The following is a 17,930-nucleotide window of genomic DNA, read 5'->3' as shown; positions in this document are numbered from 1 at the left end:
TCGGACGGGACGAAGGCGTCAGTCCTCGCCCCGGTAGCTGAACCGGTCGAAGGCGACGGTTCCCTCGGCGGCGTACATCCCGACGACACGGCCGGTGAAGGACGCCGAGGTCTCGGCGGAGACATAGCGGCCGTCGAGCACCGCGAGCTCGACCGGTCCGGTGCCGGAGTCCGCGGACAGCCGGACCAGGTCCGGGCCGAGGGCGTCGAGGCCCATACCACTGACCGGCTCGGTCTTGATCTGTACGGTCACCGGTCCCGGGGGAACCGGCTGCTCCCAGGTCTGGCAGAGCCCGCCCACCCGGGCGCGGGCACGGGCGACGCCGGCCCCCACCTCGATGTCGTAGTGGTGGCGTTCGTCGATCCGCAGGCTCAGCCCGCCGATTCCGCCGGTGCTGTCCACCCGGACCGAGAAGACGGCGGACCGGTGCTGCTGGCGGCGGCCGACGAACCGTGGCCGCGGGTCGTCCATGGTGGAGCCGTCGGCATGCACGACGAGGTGGCCCGGGCGCTCGGTGAGCGAGGACCAGTCGGCGGCCGGTGTCCGTATCGAGAGCCATTCCGGGCCGAGTTCGGCGCCGGTGAAGTCGTCCCGCTGCTCGACAGGACCGGTGGGCGGGGTCAGTTCGACCGGCTGCACCACCGGCCAGCCGTCGACCCATTCCAGCGTGGTGCTGAACGTCTCCCGGCCCATGGGGGAGAAGGCCCTCGTCAGACCGCCCGGCCGCATGCCCAGCAGGAACAGCGCCCAGCCCCCGTCGGGGGTACGCACCAGGTCGGCATGCCCGGTGTTCTGGACCGGGCGGGCGGTGCTGCGGGCGCTGAGCACCGGATTGGCCGGGCAGCCCTCGAAGGGGCCGTCCGGACGGGTGCCACGGGCGATGCTCACGGCGTGCCCGCGCTCGGTGCCGCCCTCGGCGATCAGGAGGTACCAGGTGCCGTCGATCTCGTACAGGTGCGGCGCCTCGGGGAACATCAGTCCGGTCCCCGACCAGAGCGACCGGGGCTCTTCGAGGGCCTGGCCGGTCTCCAGGTCCATACGGACCTGCTGGACGCCCAGATGCTGGCCGGCCCGGTCACCGTCGAGCTGGAGACCCGAATAGGTGACGAAGCAGGTGCCGTCGGCGTCCCAGGCGAGGTCCGGGTCGATACCGGGCACCCCCTGCATGACGATGCCGTCGGACCAGGGCCCCTCCGCGCGGTCGGCGGTGAAGATCAGACTGCCGCGTCCCATCGCGTCGGTGACGACCAGCCAGAAGCGGCCGTCGTGGAACCGGATGGTGGGCGCCCAGGCACCGCCGAGCGTGGGGACCTTCTCCACCGCGAGCTGCCCCGGGCGGGTCACCACGTTGCCGATCTGCTCCCAGTGCACCAGGTCGCGGCTGTGGTACACCGGCAGACCGGGGAGGTACTCGAAGCTCGAACAGGCGAGGTAGTAGTCGTCGCCGACGCGGGTGATGCTCGGATCCGGGTGGAAGCCGGGGACGGTGGGGTTGGGCAGGGTCATGCGTGGTCTCCCGACGTGGAAGCGATGGTGGAGGCGTTCGTCACGGCGGGCGTGGAAGCGTCCGTGGACATATCGGTGGGGGCGGCGGCCGCCATGGCCGCCGCCAGACGTCGCCGCTCGGCCCGGCGCTCCGCCTGCCGCGCCGGGTCCGGCACGGGTGCGGCGAGCAACAGCCGCTGGGTGTAGGGGTGTTCGGGCCTCGTGGTGATCCTCGCCGCGTCCCCGGTCTCGACGATCTCCCCGCCGCGCATGACCGCCACCCGGTGGCTGATGTGCCGGACCACCGACAGGTCGTGCGTGACGAAGAGATAGGCGACGCCCGTGCGCTCCTGGATCTCGACGAACAGGTCCAGTACCCGGGCCTGGGTCGACAGGTCCAGTGCGCTGACCGGCTCGTCGCAGACGATGACCCGCGGGTCCCGGGACAGCGCCCGGGCGATGGCGATGCGCTGCCGCTGGCCGCCGGAGAACTCCCGTGGCAGCCGCTCCCCGGCGTCGGCGGGAAGCCGGACGTGGTCGAGCAGGTCCTTCACCCGCTTCTCGGCATCCGTCCGCGAGGTTCCCGCGACTCTCAGCGGCTCGCTGAGGATGTCGTTCACCGCCATCGCCGGATTGAGCGAGGTGTACGGGTCCTGGAACACGACCTGGATGTCGTTGCTGAGCGCGCGGCGCTCCTTTCCGCCCAGGCCCGAGATGACCTGGCCGCGGTAGCGGACGGTGCCGGAGGTGACCGGGGCCAGTCCGAGGACGGCCCGGCCCAGGGTGGTCTTGCCCGATCCCGACTCACCGACCAGCCCGAGGGTCTCGCCGGCTCCGATGGTGATCGACACCCCCTTCAGAACCCGGAACGGCGGCTTGCGCCAGCCTTTCGACGGGTACTCCACGACCACGTCGTCGGCGACCAGCAGGGGTTCCGCCGGGAGTTCCTTGTCCAGTGTCCCGGTCATGCCGGACCCTCCTGACGTGCGGTGTTCGTGATCGCTGCCCTGCTCGTGATCCCCGCGACGCTCGCCGGCACGGTGCTGCTGAGCGCGGACCGCGGCTCGGCGTCCTCCAACGTGGACGACAGGAGCATGCGGGTGTACGGGTGCTTCGGCTCGGCGAACAACTGCCGTACGGGGGCGGACTCCACCACGGCGCCGGTCTGCATCACCGTCACGCGGTCGCAGATGTCGGCCACCACACCGAAGTCGTGGGTCACCAGGATCACGCCCATGTTCCGCTCACGCTGCAGGGACCGGATCAGGTCGAGCACCTCGGCCTGCACGGTCACGTCGAGCGCCGTGGTCGGCTCGTCGGCGATCAGCAGGTCCGGTTCGCAGGACACCGCGCCGGCGATGAGGACACGCTGCGCCATACCGCCGGAGATCTGGTGCGGATAGGAGTCGAAGACCCGTTCCGGGTCCGCGATGCCGACCCGCTCCAGCAGGCCGAGCGTCTTCGTCCTCGCCTCGCCCGCCGACAGCCCGAGGTGCCGGCGCACCGGCTCGACCAGCTGGGCGCCGATACGGAAGGAGGGGTCGAGGTTGGACATGGGCTCCTGCGGTACGTAGGCGATCCGGCGGCCGCGGTACCGGTTCATCTCCGCGCGGCCGAGCCCTCCCAACTCCTTCCCGTCGAAGACCAGTCGGCCGGTGGAGACCCGGGCCTCCCGGGGCAGGAGGCCGAGGACGGCGAAGGCGGTCTGGCTCTTGCCCGAGCCCGATTCCCCCACCAGTCCGAGGACTTCACCCCGGCTCACCGTCAGGGAGACACCGTCGACGACGGTCTTCTCCCCCTCGGCCGTCGGATAGGAGACCTTCAGGCCTTCGAGGACGAGCAGTGCGTCGCCGGCCTCGGCCGTTGCGGCGGTGACGGGCGGCGCCTGCTTCTCCGCGACCTGCTTGCGAGCGGCGGCGCCGCGTGGCCTTCGCGCCTTCACCGCACTCCCGTCCAGCGCGTCCCGCAGGGCGTTGCCCAGCAGCCCGAACGCGGCGACGGTCACCGCGAGCGCCACTCCGGGCCAGACCATCAGTTCCGGCTTGGTGTAGATGTTGGCGAAGGCGTCGTTGAGCATGGAGCCCCAGCTCGCCTGGGTCGCCGAGCCCAGGCCGAGGAACTCGAGCCCGGACTGGATGACGATGCCGAGACCGAGCATCTGGGCGGCCTGGATGATGGTCGGCGCCTGCACGACGGGCAGGATGTGCCGGCGGATGATCCGAGGGTCGGCCAAGCCGGAGACCCGTGCCGCGTCCACGTACAGCTCTTCGCGTACGGAGATCACCGAGGCGCGGATCAGCCGGAACACACCCGGTGACATCAGCACACCGAAGACCGCCATGGCGATGTACGTGTTCTGCCCCACCGCCGACATCACGACCAGCAGCACGATGATCGCCGGTACGGCCATCAGCAGGTTCGCCAGCCAACTGCTCACGGCGTCGAACCACTTGCGGTAGTACCCGGCCACCAGACCGGCGGGCACGCCGATCACCAGGGCGACGGCCACCGCGAGCAGGGCTCCCAGCAGGCTCGTGCGCCCGCCGTAGAGCAGTCGGGCCAGGACGTCACGGCCGACGCCGTCACCGCCCAGGGGGTGCTTGCCGCTCATCGGGGCCAGGCTGTCGGTGAGCGAGGTGTGGGCCGGGTCCTGGCTGGTCAGCAGCGGTGCGAACACGCCGGCCAGCGAGATGAGCGCGAGGAGGACCAGGCAGGTCACGGCCACCGGGCTGCGCAGGAGCCGGCGCAGGAGTCCGGCCCGGCCCGAGGCGGCGACGGCCACCGTGCGTGCCGTTTCTTCGGGCTGAGGGAGCGTCATCCGACACGCACCTTCGGGTTGAGCCATCCGTACGCGAGGTCCATCAGGATGTTCACCACCACGACGAGGGCGACCATGACCACGACGACGCCCATGACGACCGGGGTGTCGCCCTGGGATCCGGCGGTTGTGGCCTGGCTTCCGATCCCGTTGAGGCCGAAGACCTTCTCGACGACCACCGCGCCGCCGACCAGGCCGATGAACTGGAGGGCCAGCACGGTCAGAGCGGCCGGGGCCGCGTTGCGCAGACCATGCCGGAACAGCAGGCTCCGTTCGCTGATGCCACGGCTGCGGAGGGTACGTATGTAGTCCGCGCGCAGCACGTCGACCATGGAGCCACGCACCTGCTGGGCAGTGGCGGCGATCGCTCCGACGGAGAGCGACAACGCCGGAAGGGTGATCGACTTCAGCCAGCCACCCGCCGAGTCCGCCAGCGGAACGTAACCGGTCGCGGGCAGCCAGCCCAGGTCGACGCCTATGACCACGGCGAACACCAGGGCGACCAGGAAGCTGGGCACGGCGAACCCGAGGACCGCGAGCAGTTGCACCAGTTGGTCCAGTGCGCCCCGGCGGACCGCGGCGGCCACTCCCAGCACCGTGCTCAGTACCGCCGACACCAGGAGCGCCGCCAGCACGATCGACAGCGTGACCGGCAGCTTGTTCTCGAGCGAGCTCGTCACGGACTCACCGCTGAACCACGAGCTGCCGAGGTTGCCGTGCACCGCGTCCCCGAGCCAGTGCCCGTAGCGGACCACGAAGGGCTGGTCCAGTCCGAGTTCGGCGGACTTGGCGGCCACCTGTTGCCGGGTGGCGGTCTGCCCCACGATCTGGCGCACCGGATCGGAACCGGTGAGACCCATCAGCGCGAAGGTCGTGGTCGCGATCACCAGGACCAGGACCAGCCCGGCGGCGATGCGCCGGACCAAGAAAACAATCATCAGTCTCTCCACCTTGCCTTTCCCTGACCGGTGTTGATCGGCGGCCGGGTGGGAGCGGGGCCACCACCCCCGCCCGGCCCGTCGCCCGGGTCAGCCGGCGGGCTTGAAGTTGTAGATCGGCGGAACGGCGGCGAACGCCTGCGGGGTGAAGGTGACGCCCTTGGTCGTCGCGTAGGTGGCCTCCACGGAGTCCCAGGGCGCGTTCCACGCCTGGTCGACGAGGTACGTGTTGAGCTCCTTGAACAGGGCGTCCTGGGTGGCACCGGTGGCCGACCGGGCCTTGGCGATCAGGTCCGTGACCTTGGCGTCCTCGGTGTGCAGCGGATTCCACAGCGCGCTCTTGGCCACCTCGATCTGGATGGTGTCCCAGGGGCGGAACGAGGCCAGTGTCATGTACGACAGGGGGTACTTGCCGGCGAGGAGGGCGCTGATGAACTGGGCGACCGGGATCTTGTCGACCTTGACCTTGATCCCGATGTCCTCCAACTGCTGGACCATGGCCGCCTGCTGGTCCGGGAAGACCGCCGAGACATCCGGGACGGTGACCGAGAAGCCGTGCGGATAACCCGCCTCGGCCAGCAGCTGCTTGGCCTTCGCCGGGTCGTAGGAGTACGTGGAGTTCAGCGAGTCGTCGAAGGCCGAGCCCGCCGGGTTGAAGATCTGGGTCGTCGCCTTGCCCAGCCCCTGCTTCGCCGTCTTGACGATCGTGGACCGGTCGAAGGCGTAGTTCAGGGCCTGGCGGACCCGGACGTCGCCGAGCGCCTTGACGATCTTTCCTTCGCGGTCCCAGATGTACACACCCTCGACGTCACCGGAGGTGTACTTGGTGACGTTCAGCCCGCTGCTCTTGGCCGGTGCGATGTTCTTGGCGCTCGCCAGCAGCGCGCCGTTGACCTGTCCCGAGCGCAGCGCGTTGAGCACGGCGGTCGGGTCGGTGAGCGGCTTGAGCACGATCTTGTCGAAGGGGAAGGCGGCCTTGTTCCAGTACCCCGGATTGCGTACGAAGGTGTACGTGCTGCCCGCCGTGGTGGCGGACTTGTCCAGGGTGTAGGGGCCGGAGCCCACCGGGTCGGTCTTGATCGTCCCCGCGGTGATGGCCTTGGGGCTGGCCATCATGCCGGCCACATTGCCGAGGTTCGGCACCAGCGAGGGGTCGGGGGCGGAGAGCTTGATCGCGACCGTGGTGGCGTCGACCACGTCGACGCCGCTGATGCTGGTGAGCTGGCCCGCCGCCTCGCTGCTGCCTCCCTTGGTGTGCAGCAGATTGGCCTTGACCGCCGCCGCGTCCAGGGCGGTGCCGTCGGTGAACTTGACGCCGGTGCGCAGGGTCAGCGTGAGTACCGTGCGGGCCGCGTTGTACGACCACTTGGTGGCCAGGTTCGGCTTGACCTCGGCCGTCGGGGACAGCCGGAACAGCGAGTCGTACACAGGCTGGTAGTACTGCGCGTTGTTGCCGAGCCCGGCGTCGGCCAGGTCCCACGGCTGCGCCGCGATCAGGGGGGCCAGGGTGAGGGTGCCGCCGGTGGCCGCTTTGCCCGAACCGGAACCTGAGCCCGAGCCGCACGCGGCCGCGGACAGCATCAGGGCCGCGGATACGGCCGTCAGCGCGATTCTTCGCATGGGTACTCCGCTGGTGAGTTGATGACCGGGCGGCGTCGGGCATCGAGCCGCCCGCAAGGGCCTCGGAGGAAGTGGGAGACCAGGTCCTGATGCGGCCTGGACCGCTCTTGGCGGTCAGCCGTTCCTGGCGGGAGGGGTTTTGTCTCCACCGTTTGCGATGGGTTGAAACCAGCCACTGATACGTACAAGTGAAACGTATGCGTAACGTAGCCCCGCCCTTGGCGGGCCACAAGACCCTTGCATCAAGCGTTTTCCGGAAAGCCGGAAATCGGGGGAACGGCGGCATGGCGCGCCGAGGGATGATCTTGGCCGGAATCCGCTCGGAGGCGGCCTGGCCGGCCTACGTGCGTGGGGCCGGGCCTACGTCCGTCAGGCCGACTCGCGTACGACCAGGCTCAGCGGAGTCACCTGGGGCGTCGTCGGCAGCGGTCGGCCGGTCACGCCACTGACGATCATCCGGGCCGCGCGGCCCACGACGACATCGAGGTTGTTGTCGATGGTCGTCAGCGGCGGCATCGCGAAAGGTGCCAGCTTGTCGTTGTCGACACCGATCACGGCCAGGTCGCCGGGGGCGGAGAGGCCCACCCTGCGCATGCCCGCGAGGAGGGCGAAAGCCGTCTCGTCGTTGTAGGCGCACACCCCCGTGACGGCGGGGACGGCCGAGTGCCAGTGCTCGGCCGCCGCGGCGGCGGCCGAGATGTCGAGGGGCACGTCGAGCAGGACGGGGGGTTCGAGGCCGAGCTCCGCGCAGGCGGCACGGGCGCCGTCGAGACGCAGGGCGAAGAACTCCTCGAGGCGGGGATCCCCGGGAGCGGCATAGCCGGTACGCGTGTGCCCCGTCGCCGCCAGCCGCTCGACCTGCATCGTGCCGATGAGGCGCTGGGGGATGGTGAGGACGCCCGGGGCGGCCGATGGGCTCATCCCGGCGCTGACCACGTGGATGCCGGCCGCCCGCATGTTCGCCACGTCCTCGTCGGGGACGTCGAAGGCCGTCATCACGGCCGCCGGCGCGAGTTCCCGCCACAGCGATTCGAGCGGGGTGTGCCGCTCGCGCCGTGTGACGAGGTTCAGGCCGTGGCGCTCCAGCTCGTCGCCGAGCAGCTCGACCACGGCCGTGATGGTGCCGCCGACGGGCACGTCCGGAAGGAACATCAGCACCAGATCGCTGCGGCCCAGGCGGAGCGCGCGTGCGGCGGCCGACGGCTTGTAGCCCAGTTTCGCCACCGCATCCAGCACCTTGCGCCGGGTCTGCTCGGAGATCTTCTGGTGCGGCACGTCATTCAGTACATAGCTGACCGTGGTCTGCGAGACCCCTGCCTCCTTGGCGACGTCGGTCGCCGTCACGCGGCCGGTCCTGCGCGCCATGGGAGCCTCCTGGGAACATCTTGGGCAAGCCGATACAGCGTGCTCGACCGAACGACGAGCGTCACTGAATCGTAACAGTGGGAATGCGGCGTTGTCCGAGGACTCGGACACCGGCACCGTGAGAGCCGGGCTGTGCGCGTACGGCTTGGTGAAGTCCGGCACCGGCTCGCGCGAGACGCTGCACGGAACGGTCCCCGAACGCGCACGGACCGATCACAATCCGCTCAGCCGGAAGGAGTACCTGTTGAACGTGACGGGCCGAGTCGGCGGCTGAGCTCCAAGTGCCAGGCAGGTATTCAACTTACTCATGAGTCAGAAGTATTGACGGTGTCCGGAAATCACCAGACTGTAGTGGACATGACTACTATCCGGGCGCGTCTGATCGTTGTCCTGGTTGTCCTCTGTGGATTCCTCGCGGTGGCGGGCACCCCGTCCGCCACCGCAGCCACCCCGTCCGACTCCCTATGGTTCGACGGCACCTCGCTCACCGTGCAGAACGGCCGTTTCGTCGACGGCCAGGGCCGTGAGGTGGTGCTGCGCGGCTACAACGTCTCCGGCGAGACCAAGCTGGAGGAGAACAGCGGTCTGCCGTTCGCCTCCGTCGCCGACGCGAAGAAGTCCGCCACCGCACTGCGTGCCCTCGGCGGCGGCAACGCCGTGCGCTTCCTGCTCTCCTGGGCGTACGCCGAACCCGCCAAGGGCCAGGTGGACACCGCCTACCTGGCCGCCGTCACCGCGCAGATGCAGGCGTTCCTCGACGCCGGCATCCGCGTCTTCCCCGACTTCCACCAGGACCTGTACTCCCGCTACCTGTTCAACTCGGGCAGCTGGTACACGGGCGACGGTGCCCCCGCATGGGCGGTGGAGCTCGGGGACTACCCGGCCGAGTACTGCGGCATCTGCTTCCTCTGGGGCCAGAACATCACCCAGAACGCGGCCGTCCAGGAGGGCCAGTACGACTTCTGGCACAACAACTACGGCCTCCAGGACGCCTTCCTGGCCACCGCCCAGACCACCATGGCCTACCTGGCCCAGCATCTGACGTCCGGGCAGTTCGCCGGCGTCGTCGGGTTCGACCCCTACAACGAGCCGTACGCCGGCTCCTACGACTCCGGCCAGGCCTCCCGCACCTGGGAGCAGAACGTGCTGTGGCCCTTCTACCAGAAGTTCCGGGCCCGGATGGACGCGGCCGGCTGGAGCAGCAAGCCCGCCCTCGTCGAGCCGAACCTCTTCTGGAACGGCAACGTCACCAAGGAGGAGGGCGGTCTGCTCGACGCGGGCACGCTCGGCTCGCGCTATGTCTTCAACACCCACTTCTACGACCAGAAGGCCATCTCCGGCATCCTGATGTGGGGCAACGCCTCCGACGGCCAGTACTCGACCGACTTCGGCACCATCCGCGACCGCGCCTCGGCCGCCGGAACCACGGCGATCGTCAGCGAGTTCGGGCATCCGCTGTCGGGTACGACCGCCGGCAAGGCGCCGACCGTCGACAAGGCCATGTACCAGGCACTCGACTCCCGTCTCCCCGGGTCCACCTGGTGGTCCACCCCGGCGTCCTCCGGCCCGGTGCTCTCCGGCGCCCAGTGGCAGTGGGACATCTACAACGGCCGCCACCACGAGCTGATGAACGACAACCCCGACAAGGTCCTCACCTCCGGTGACGCCTGGAACGACGAGGATCTCTCGGCCGTCGCCCTGAACGACTCCGGCACGGTGACCCTCCGGCAGGACGCCAGGCTCCTCGACCGGATCTACCCGGGCTCCACCTCCGGCTCCACCCTCGCCTTCACCTACGAGGACCGCTCCCGGGACGGGTCCACGACCCTGACCTGGAACCCGGTGCCCAGTTCGCTGCCGAACGTGGCCGCGCTGGTCGGCTCCGGGCAGTACGCCGTCCAGGTCTGGCGCTCCGGCAGTGCCACCGCACCCACCGAACTCCACCTCCCGGCGTCCTTCCCGACCGCGTCCACCACGGTCGTCTCCGACCTGGGAACCGTCTACGCACCCCCGTCGTACACGTCCTCGACCCCGGTCGGTGTGGCGGTCGAACCGGGTGGCACGGGCAGCCGCCGACTGCTGCTCAGCGACTCGGACTCCGGCGTACTGCACTTCGCGCTGGTGACGAACGGGGCGACCTCGCCCGGCTCCACCTTGCTGAACGCGGCCAGGTCCGAGCTGGCCGCCTGGGTGGCGGCGAAGTTCTGAGTCATGCCTCGGCCTCCGGGCGCAGTGCGGGCCCGGAGGCCGAGGCGCAACACTGTTGAGTCCAAAGAGGACTTACCGGAAAGTCAGAAGGGGGCGGTGTACTGAACAGGAGGCGTACACGACAAAATTGGTCATCGGGCGGATGACAGAGGGGGCAATCTTGCCGGGCAGGCTCAAGGCACCGACGGGACGCTACGGCGGCCGGTCCGCCGAGGAACGCAAGGCCGAGCGGCGTCGGCGCTTTCTGGACGCGTCGCTCCAGCTCTTCGGTGACGCACCGGGATACCGCGCCACGACCGTCGCCGCGCTCAGCCAGGCGGCCGGCCTGTCGACCCGGCAGTTCTACGAGGAGTTCCACACGCTGGAGGACGTGCTCGCCGCGCTGCACCTGGAGGTCAACGGGTGGGCCGAGGGAGCGGTGCGGGACGCGTTCCCGGAGGCGAAGCCGCTGCCGCTGGTGGACCGGGTGACGGTGCTCTTCCGGGCCTATGCCCGTGACGTCACGTCGGACCCGCGCCGTATCCGGGTGGCCTTCGTCGAGATCATCGGTGTCAGTCCGCGGCTGGAGGAGCAGCGCCTCGCACGGCGGGCGCGGTGGGTGGAGCTGATATGCGGCGAGGCGAACGCGGCGGTGGCGCGCGGTGACGCGGCGCCGCGGGACTACCGGCTGGCGGCGACGGCCTTCATCGGCAGCGTGAACGGGTTGCTGCACGACTGGAGTGCCGGGTGGGTGGACGCGACGCTGGACGACGTCGTGGAGGAACTGGTGCGGTTGCTGGTCGGGATGTTGCGGCCGGAGGACTGGACGTCGGGCGGCGCCCGGTAGCCGGATGCGCGGACGGTCTGCATGGGGTGAACGGCCCGTGGAGCGTGGCGAGTTCACCCCTGTCACATCCGTTGACTTCACCCTCCGCCGGCTCTACGGTCGGCGCGACATGTTCGGAAGACCGATCTTCGTTCGGAATGCCGAACAAGATGGAGCCGTAGACCCTCGTGCATCCCCGTGGAGGAGCCGCATGTATCCCCCGCCCAGATCGACCGGCAGCGGTCTCGTACGTCATCTGTGGGCCACCGCCGTGCGCGCCCTCGCCCTGGCCCTGACGGCCGCCGCCGCGCTCCTCTTCGCCATCCCAGGACCGGCCCAGGCGGCGACGACCCGGCAGATCTCCGTGCCCACCGCCCCGATGGGCTGGGCCTCCTGGAACAGCTTCGCCGCGAAGATCGACTACGCCGTCATCAAGCAGCAGGTCGACGCGTTCGTCGCGGCCGGGCTGCCGGACGCCGGATACAAGTACATCAACATCGACGAGGGCTGGTGGCAGGGCACCCGGGACAGTGCCGGCAACATCACCGTCGACACCGGTGAGTGGCCCGGCGGGATGAGCGCCATCGCCGACTACATCCACAGCAAGGGCCTGAAGGCCGGCATCTACACCGACGCGGGCTACAACGGCTGCGGCTACTACTACCCGACCGGCCGCCCCGCCGCCGCGAACACCGGCAGCGAGGGCCACTACGACCAGGACATGCTCCAGTTCTCCGAGTGGGGCTTCGACTTCGTGAAGGTCGACTGGTGCGGCGGCGACGCCGAGGGCCTGGACGCGGCGACCGCCTACAAGTCGCTGAGCTCGGCGGTCACCAAGGCCACCGCAGCCACCGGCCGCCCGCTCACCCTGTCCATCTGCAACTGGGGCTACCAGAACCCGTGGAACTGGGCGCCGGGCGTCGCCACCATGTGGCGGACCAGCACCGACATCTACTACTACGGCGGTACGGCGTCGCAGGCGAGCGTGCTGTCCACCTTCGACCAGACCCTGCACCCGGCCGCCCAGCACACCGGCTACTACAACGACCCCGACATGCTGACGGTCGGCATGACCGGCCTCACGGCGGCCCAGAACCGCACCCACATGGCCCTCTGGGCGATCTCCGGGGCCCCGCTGCTGGCCGGCAACGACCTCACCACGATGACCAGTGAGACGGCCGCCATCCTCAAGAACTCCGACGTCGTCGCCGTCGACCAGGACCCGCGCGGCCTGCAGGGCGTCAAGGTCGCCGAGGACACCACCGGCCTCCAAGTCTACGGCAAGGTCCTCTCCGGCACCGGCAGCCGCGCGGTCGTGCTGCTCAACCGCACCTCCGCCGCGCAGAACATCACCGTCCGCTGGTCCGACCTCGGCCTGACCGGCGCCTCCGCGACGGTCCGCGACCTGTGGGCGCAGTCGAACATCGGCTCGTACGCCACGAGTTACACGGCCAGTGTCCCGGCCGGCGGCTCGGTGATGCTGAAGGTGAGCGGCGGTACGGAGGCGTCGAGCACCGGCTACAGCGCGTCCTCCACCGGCAAGTACACCGGCGTCAGCGCCGCGAGCACCGGCCTGAACGTGGTGGACGTCGCCTACACCAACACCGGCTCCACCGCCGTCACCGGCACGCTCCAGGTCAACGGCCAGACCTCGACGACGGTCTCCTTCCCACCGACCGGGTCCGCGCAGGGGACCGTGTCGGTGCAGGCCGACCTGAGCAAGGGATCGAGCAACTCGCTCACCTTCACCGGGAGTTCGCTGCCGACGCTCGGTTCGATCGCGGTGAGCCCGATCCCCGGTACCAACGGCACGCTCCTCGTGGGCAAGGCCTCCGGCCGCTGTGCCGACGTCTACAACAACACCATCACCAACGGCACCCAGGCGGAGCTCTGGGACTGCAGCGGCGGCCAGAACCAGGCCTGGACGTACACCTCCCGCAAGGAGCTGGTGGTGTACGGCAACAAGTGCCTGGACGCGTACAACCTGGGCACCACCAACGGCACCAAGGTCGTGATCTGGGACTGCAACGGGCAGAACAACCAGAAGTGGAACATCAACTCGGACGGGACGATCACGAACGTCAACGCCGGGTTGTGCCTGGACGCGTACGGCGCGGCGACCGGCAACGGGACTTCGCTGGTGCTGTGGGCGTGCAATGGCGGGACCAACCAGCAGTGGAGCCAGAGTTGATGCGGTAGTTGTTCGGGCACGGGTGGGCTGTGGCTGGTCGCGCACACGCGGCGGTAGCCGCATATCAGACACAGCCCCGCGCCCCTTTCAGGGGCGCTCATGCCAACGGTCTCAGCAGTGCTGTTGCCGTCAGGAAGGCGCAGAGCAGCAAGAAGACGGCCAGCAGCCGTTGACGAAGCTGCTGGTATCTCGCCTCGTACTCACGCTTCAACTCCTCGCTGCGTTCCGCCGTGCGGTGCCATGACGTGCGGCTCAGCGCCAGGTACTCGGTTGCGAACTGGCGCTCCAGATCTTCCCGTTGTGTGTCCGTGAGCCAACCCAGTCGATCCGCCACCCGGGCCGCCGCCGCGCGGCCCTCCTCGCGGGTCGCCGCCAGCAGCAGGTGTCCCTCGACCTGGCTGACCAGCGCCCGTTCCTCCTCCCGCGCCGTCATCGCGTGCTCAACTCCCGTTCCACGGTGTGATGCAGGTCGAACGCCGGTGACTCGCTCCGTATCCGGGGGAGCGACACGAAGTTGTGGCGCGGGGGAGGGCAGGAGGTGGCCCATTCCAGGGAGCGACCGTAGCCCCAGGGGTCGTCCACCTCGACCTTCTCGCCGTATTTCGCCGTCTTCCACACGTTGTAGAAGAACGGGAGCAGTGACGATCCCAGCAGGAACGAGAAGATCGTCGAGACCGTGTTGAGCGTGGTCAAGCCCTCCACCGCCAGGTAGTCGGGGATCCGGCGCTGCATGCCCTCAGCGCCCAGCCAGTGCTGGACCAGGAACGTGCCGTGGAAGCCGATGAAAAGCGTCCAGAAGGTGATCTTGCCGAGCCGTTCGTCGAGCATCTTGCCGGTGAACTTGGGCCACCAGAAGTGGAAGCCGGCGAACATCGCGAAGACGACCGTCCCGAAGACCACGTAGTGGAAGTGGGCCACCACGAAGTACGAGTCGGAGACATGGAAGTCGATCGGGGGCGACGCGAGCATCACGCCGGTCAGGCCGCCGAACACGAACGTCACCAGGAATCCCAGGGTCCACAGCATGGGCGTCTCGAACGACAGCGAGCCCCGCCACATCGTGCCGATCCAGTTGAAGAACTTCACTCCCGTCGGGACCGCGATCAGGAAGGTCATGAAGGAGAAGAAGGGGAGGAGCACGCCTCCCGTGACGTACATGTGGTGGGCCCATACGGTCACCGAGAGGCCGGCGATCGCGATGGTCGCGCCCACCAGGCCCACGTAGCCGAACATCGGCTTGCGGGCGAAGACGGGGATGACCTCGCTGATGATGCCGAAGAACGGCAGGGCGATGATGTAGACCTCGGGGTGGCCGAAGAACCAGAAGAGGTGCTGCCAGAGCAGGGCTCCGCCGTTGGCCGCGTCGAAGACGTGCGCGCCGAACTTGCGGTCCGCCTCCAGCGCGAACAGCGCGGCGGCGAGGACCGGGAAGGCGAGCAGGACCAGGACGGCGGTCAGCAGCACGTTCCACACGAAGATCGGCATCCGGAACATGGTCATGCCGGGGGCGCGCATGCAGATGATCGTGGTGATGAAGTTGACCGCGCCGAGGATGGTGCCGAAGCCGGAGAGGGCCAGACCCATGATCCACATGTCGGCGCCGACGCCCGGCGTGCGCACCGCGTCCGAGAGCGGGGCGTAGGCGAACCAGCCGAAGTCGGCCGCGCCCTGCGGAGTGAGGAAACCACCCACCGCGATGGTCGAGCCGAACAGGTAGAGCCAGTAGGCCAGCATGTTCAGGCGCGGGAAGGCGACATCGGGCGCGCCGATCTGGAGCGGCATGATCCAGTTCGCGAAGCCCGCGAACAACGGGGTCGCGAACATCAGCAGCATGATCGTTCCGTGCATCGTGAACGCCTGGTTGAACTGCTCGTTCGACATGATCTGCAGGCCCGGCCGGGCCAGTTCGGCGCGCATGAACAGGGCCATCACGCCACCGACGCAGAAGAACGAGAACGCTGTGACCAGGTACAGCGTGCCGATCGTCTTGTGATCCGTGGTCGTGAGCCACTTGAGGTTCCTCATGCCCCGCCTGTGTCCGGGCCGGGCGAGGCGGTCACACTCGACGGGTGCGACGAGCGTCACCGAGAAGGGTGTGACGATCGGGAAGGTGCCGGACAAGAACCGAACATGAGCAACGACGAGATCTTCGCCGCTGCCTATCGCGAGCACTACTGGGCGGTCAGCCGTTATGTCGCGCGGCGACTGGACGGGCGGACCAGCGAGGTGGAGGAAGTGGTGGCGGAGGTGTTCACGGTGGCCTGGCGCCGCCGCGCCGACCTGCCGGCGGTCCCGCTGCCCTGGCTGTACGGCGTGGCGCGCAACTGCCTCGCCAACGCGGTACGCGGATACGGGCGCCGGCGCCGACTGGTGGACCGGCTGGGCAACGACGAGACCGCGCACGGACGGCAGACCGTGGCCGGCCCGGACAACGACCGGCCCGGCTCCTGGGTGCACGAGGCGCTGGGCCGGCTGTCCCCGGCCGACCAGGAGGTGCTGCGGCTGACCGCGTGGGAGGAACTCGGCGTCGACGAGGTCGCGGTCGCCCTCGGCTGCGGCAGCCGGGCGGCCGCGATGCGGCTGCACCGCGCCCGGCGTCGGCTCAGAGCCGAGATCGACCGACTGCGACCCCCTGCCGCCGAGGCTCTTCCCGAGGAACACCGCCATGGCTGACGAACTCGACCTGCTGCGCGCCGCCGACCCCGTGCCCGCCGACGCCCCCCACTTCGGCGACGGCCCCCTGGACCACACCGCCGAACGGCACCTCGCCCGATTGCTGCACAGTGCCCCTCGCTCCCGGCGCCGGACCCGGCCGCGACTGCTGTGGTCGCTCACCGCGGCCCTGGCCGTCGTCGCCACCGCCCTGACCCTGCTGCTCGGCGGCACCGCAGGCACTCCCGCGGTGGCCGCACCCCGGCCGCTGGCCGTCCGCGTCCACTCCACCCCCGTACCGCTCGCCGAGGTCGCGAAACTGGCCGCCGTCGCGGCCCAGGACGGGTCCCCGGCGCTGCTTCAGGGCACCCACGTGCAGTCCTGGAGCCTCGGCATGAGCGACGGCAAGCCGCCGGTCACGCTGCCCGAGGAGCGGGTGGTGCGCTGGGCCGCGGACGGCAGCCACACCGAAGTGGTCGTGGCGACCGACCCGGCCCACCCCGGCCGCCCGGTCCTGACCGACGACGGGGACCGGTCGCGGCTGGTCGAGGACGGCCATGTGCTCAGCCGGCACACCTTCCCGCCGATGTGGGGGGACGCCCCGCCGCTCGCCACACCCCCGCACGACCCGGCGAAACTGCGCACCTACCTGACCGAGCTGATCTACAGCCACACCCTCACCACGTCGGAACTCCTGGACGCCACCCGCGAGCTGCTCGACAACTGGACGCTCGGCGCGCGGGAGTCGGCCGCCCTGGCCGAACTCCTCGCCGACGCCAGGGGGCTGCGCCCGGCCGGCCAGGTCACCGACCGGCTCGGCCGTACCGGGCAGGCGTACGTCCACGACGAGGCCTCCGGAGCCCGGCGGATGCTGATCCTGGATCCGGCCACCGGTGCCGTACTCGGCCTGGAGACCACGTTCACCCGGGACGACCCCGAGTACGGGGTGCGGGCCGGTGACGTCATGGATTACAGCGCCTGGATGCGCTGATCACACCGCGAGCTGCAGGGCCGCCGCGGTCACCGTCTGCTCCAGCAGTACGGCGATGGTCATCGGGCCGATCCCGCCCGGCACCGGCGTGATCAGCGAGGCCCGTTCGATCGCGGTGTCGAAGTCGACGTCACCGACGTTCCCCTCGTTGTAGCCCGCGTCGAGCACGACCGCCCCCGGCTTGATGTCCTGGCCCCGGATCAGCCGGGGGCGGCCGACGGCGGCGACCACGATGTCGGCCTCGCGAACGGCCGCCGAGAGGTCGGCGGTGCGGGAGTGGCAGTAGGTGACGGTGGCGTCGCGGGCGAGCAGCAGCATGCCGACCGGCTTGCCCAGGATCGCGCTGCGGCCGACGACCACCGCCCGCTTCCCGGCCGGGTCGACGTCGTACGCGTCGAGCAGGCGCAGGATGCCGCCGGGCGTGCAGGAGACGAAGCCCGGCAGACCGAAGCTCATCGTCGCGAACGACGCGAAGGTCACGCCGTCCACGTCCTTCTCCGGCGCGATCGCCTCGAACGCTGCCCGCTCGTCGATGTGTTCGCCGACCGGGTGCTGGAGCAGGATGCCGTGCACCGCCGGGTCGGCGGACAACTCCCGCAGGGTGCCGACGAGTTCCTCGGTGGTCGTGGTGGCGGGCAGCGCCACGTGCCGGGAGGCGATACCGGCCTCGCGGCTGCGGTTCTGCTTCATCCGGACGTAGGTGACGGAGGCCGGGTCCTCGCCGACCAGCACGGTCGCCAGGCACGGCGTGGTGCCGGTGCGTGCGGTGAACTCGGCGGCCCGCTGTGCGGTCTGCTCGACGATCCGGCGGGCGACGGCGGTTCCGTCCATGAGACGGGCAGGGGGCAGGGCAGGGG

Annotated in this window: 15 protein-coding genes; 6 read left to right on the top strand and 9 right to left on the bottom strand. The window is 69.6% G+C overall.

What is annotated here, in order from left to right; translation table 11 throughout:
* Nucleotides 1-18: 18 nt before the first annotated feature.
* The 6 genes from ACFWXC_RS22875 to ACFWXC_RS22850 form a co-directional block, all read right to left on the bottom strand.
* Entirely contained in the window at nt 19-1,506 is a 1,488-nt protein-coding gene (locus ACFWXC_RS22875; RefSeq protein WP_384481370.1) for a glycoside hydrolase family 43 protein, read from the bottom strand.
* Nucleotides 1,503-2,453: an ATP-binding cassette domain-containing protein gene (locus ACFWXC_RS22870; protein WP_384481369.1), complete on the bottom strand. Its 951-nt coding sequence runs from the start codon at nt 2,451-2,453 to the stop codon at nt 1,503-1,505. Before ACFWXC_RS22870 ends, ACFWXC_RS22875 begins: the two co-directional genes overlap by 4 nt.
* Nucleotides 2,450-4,303 carry a dipeptide/oligopeptide/nickel ABC transporter permease/ATP-binding protein gene (locus tag ACFWXC_RS22865; protein WP_384481367.1) on the bottom strand — a complete coding sequence of 618 codons (1,854 nt, stop codon included), beginning with the start codon at nt 4,301-4,303 and terminating at the stop codon, nt 2,450-2,452. The genes ACFWXC_RS22870 and ACFWXC_RS22865 overlap by 4 nt, the downstream gene beginning before the upstream one ends.
* Complete coding sequence (locus ACFWXC_RS22860; RefSeq protein ID WP_384481365.1) at nt 4,300-5,241, bottom strand: ABC transporter permease; 942 nt, start codon at nt 5,239-5,241, stop codon at nt 4,300-4,302. Before ACFWXC_RS22860 ends, ACFWXC_RS22865 begins: the two co-directional genes overlap by 4 nt.
* Nucleotides 5,242-5,331: 90 nt before the next feature.
* Nucleotides 5,332-6,861 carry an ABC transporter substrate-binding protein gene (locus tag ACFWXC_RS22855; RefSeq protein ID WP_384481364.1) on the bottom strand — a complete coding sequence of 510 codons (1,530 nt, stop codon included), beginning with the start codon at nt 6,859-6,861 and terminating at the stop codon, nt 5,332-5,334.
* A gap of 369 nt (nt 6,862-7,230) precedes the next feature.
* Nucleotides 7,231-8,226 carry a LacI family DNA-binding transcriptional regulator gene (locus ACFWXC_RS22850; RefSeq protein ID WP_384481362.1) on the bottom strand — a complete coding sequence of 332 codons (996 nt, stop codon included), beginning with the start codon at nt 8,224-8,226 and terminating at the stop codon, nt 7,231-7,233.
* Nucleotides 8,227-8,317: 91 nt separating this feature from the next.
* Here ACFWXC_RS22850 and ACFWXC_RS22845 point away from each other — a divergent pair, with 91 nt between their 5' ends.
* The 4 genes from ACFWXC_RS22845 (at nt 8,318) to ACFWXC_RS22830 (ending at nt 13,430) form a co-directional block, all read left to right on the top strand.
* Nucleotides 8,318-8,500, top strand: a complete 183-nt coding sequence (locus ACFWXC_RS22845) for a hypothetical protein (protein WP_384481550.1) — start codon at nt 8,318-8,320, stop codon at nt 8,498-8,500.
* 83 nt (nt 8,501-8,583) lie between these two features.
* Entirely contained in the window at nt 8,584-10,434 is a 1,851-nt protein-coding gene (locus ACFWXC_RS22840; RefSeq protein WP_384481360.1) for a cellulase family glycosylhydrolase, read from the top strand.
* 160 nt (nt 10,435-10,594) lie between these two features.
* Nucleotides 10,595-11,260 (top strand): TetR/AcrR family transcriptional regulator, encoded by a 666-nt coding sequence (locus ACFWXC_RS22835; protein WP_384481358.1) that lies wholly within the window; start codon nt 10,595-10,597, stop codon nt 11,258-11,260.
* Nucleotides 11,261-11,450: 190 nt separating this feature from the next.
* The gene (locus ACFWXC_RS22830) at nt 11,451-13,430 is read left to right on the top strand and encodes a ricin-type beta-trefoil lectin domain protein (protein WP_384481356.1); all 1,980 of its coding nucleotides are present in this window, start codon (nt 11,451-11,453) and stop codon (nt 13,428-13,430) included.
* A gap of 97 nt (nt 13,431-13,527) precedes the next feature.
* On the opposite strand, the gene ACFWXC_RS22825 is transcribed toward ACFWXC_RS22830, so the two are convergent.
* Together ACFWXC_RS22825 and ctaD are read right to left on the bottom strand one after the other, a co-directional pair.
* Nucleotides 13,528-13,863 (bottom strand): hypothetical protein, encoded by a 336-nt coding sequence (locus ACFWXC_RS22825; RefSeq protein ID WP_384481354.1) that lies wholly within the window; start codon nt 13,861-13,863, stop codon nt 13,528-13,530.
* Nucleotides 13,860-15,455, bottom strand: coding sequence for a cytochrome c oxidase subunit I (gene ctaD, locus ACFWXC_RS22820; protein WP_384481352.1), 1,596 nt, complete (start codon nt 15,453-15,455; stop codon nt 13,860-13,862). The genes ACFWXC_RS22825 and ctaD overlap by 4 nt, the downstream gene beginning before the upstream one ends.
* 105 nt (nt 15,456-15,560) lie before the next feature.
* Here ctaD and ACFWXC_RS22815 point away from each other — a divergent pair, with 105 nt between their 5' ends.
* Together ACFWXC_RS22815 and ACFWXC_RS22810 are read left to right on the top strand one after the other, a co-directional pair.
* Nucleotides 15,561-16,103, top strand: a complete 543-nt coding sequence (locus ACFWXC_RS22815) for an RNA polymerase sigma factor (RefSeq protein WP_384481350.1) — start codon at nt 15,561-15,563, stop codon at nt 16,101-16,103.
* Nucleotides 16,096-17,073 (top strand): CU044_5270 family protein, encoded by a 978-nt coding sequence (locus ACFWXC_RS22810; protein WP_384481348.1) that lies wholly within the window; start codon nt 16,096-16,098, stop codon nt 17,071-17,073. Before ACFWXC_RS22815 ends, ACFWXC_RS22810 begins: the two co-directional genes overlap by 8 nt.
* Here ACFWXC_RS22810 and ACFWXC_RS22805 read toward each other — a convergent pair whose 3' ends face one another.
* Nucleotides 17,074-17,922 carry a bifunctional 5,10-methylenetetrahydrofolate dehydrogenase/5,10-methenyltetrahydrofolate cyclohydrolase gene (locus ACFWXC_RS22805; protein WP_384481536.1) on the bottom strand — a complete coding sequence of 283 codons (849 nt, stop codon included), beginning with the start codon at nt 17,920-17,922 and terminating at the stop codon, nt 17,074-17,076.
* Nucleotides 17,923-17,930 lie beyond the last annotated feature (8 nt).

The organism is Streptomyces sp. NPDC058683 (assembly GCF_042716195.1).
Classification (GTDB): domain Bacteria; phylum Actinomycetota; class Actinomycetes; order Streptomycetales; family Streptomycetaceae; genus Streptomyces.
This window is presented reverse-complemented; position numbering and strand designations above follow the sequence as displayed.

What these genes read in the sequence shown, in the direction of transcription:
- ACFWXC_RS22875 (WP_384481370.1), bottom strand. Translation starts at nt 1,506, where the DNA reads ATGACCCTGCCCAACCCCACCGTCCCCGGCTTCCACCCGGATCCGAGC.
- ACFWXC_RS22825 (WP_384481354.1), bottom strand. Translation starts at nt 13,863, where the DNA reads ATGACGGCGCGGGAGGAGGAACGGGCGCTGGTCAGCCAGGTCGAGGGA.
- ctaD (WP_384481352.1), bottom strand. Translation starts at nt 15,455, where the DNA reads ATGAGGAACCTCAAGTGGCTCACGACCACGGATCACAAGACGATCGGC.
- ACFWXC_RS22865 (WP_384481367.1), bottom strand. Translation starts at nt 4,303, where the DNA reads ATGACGCTCCCTCAGCCCGAAGAAACGGCACGCACGGTGGCCGTCGCC.
- ACFWXC_RS22860 (WP_384481365.1), bottom strand. Translation starts at nt 5,241, where the DNA reads ATGATTGTTTTCTTGGTCCGGCGCATCGCCGCCGGGCTGGTCCTGGTC.
- ACFWXC_RS22830 (WP_384481356.1), top strand. Translation starts at nt 11,451, where the DNA reads ATGTATCCCCCGCCCAGATCGACCGGCAGCGGTCTCGTACGTCATCTG.
- ACFWXC_RS22855 (WP_384481364.1), bottom strand. Translation starts at nt 6,861, where the DNA reads ATGCGAAGAATCGCGCTGACGGCCGTATCCGCGGCCCTGATGCTGTCC.
- ACFWXC_RS22870 (WP_384481369.1), bottom strand. Translation starts at nt 2,453, where the DNA reads ATGACCGGGACACTGGACAAGGAACTCCCGGCGGAACCCCTGCTGGTC.
- ACFWXC_RS22850 (WP_384481362.1), bottom strand. Translation starts at nt 8,226, where the DNA reads ATGGCGCGCAGGACCGGCCGCGTGACGGCGACCGACGTCGCCAAGGAG.
- ACFWXC_RS22815 (WP_384481350.1), top strand. Translation starts at nt 15,561, where the DNA reads ATGAGCAACGACGAGATCTTCGCCGCTGCCTATCGCGAGCACTACTGG.
- ACFWXC_RS22810 (WP_384481348.1), top strand. Translation starts at nt 16,096, where the DNA reads ATGGCTGACGAACTCGACCTGCTGCGCGCCGCCGACCCCGTGCCCGCC.
- ACFWXC_RS22840 (WP_384481360.1), top strand. Translation starts at nt 8,584, where the DNA reads ATGACTACTATCCGGGCGCGTCTGATCGTTGTCCTGGTTGTCCTCTGT.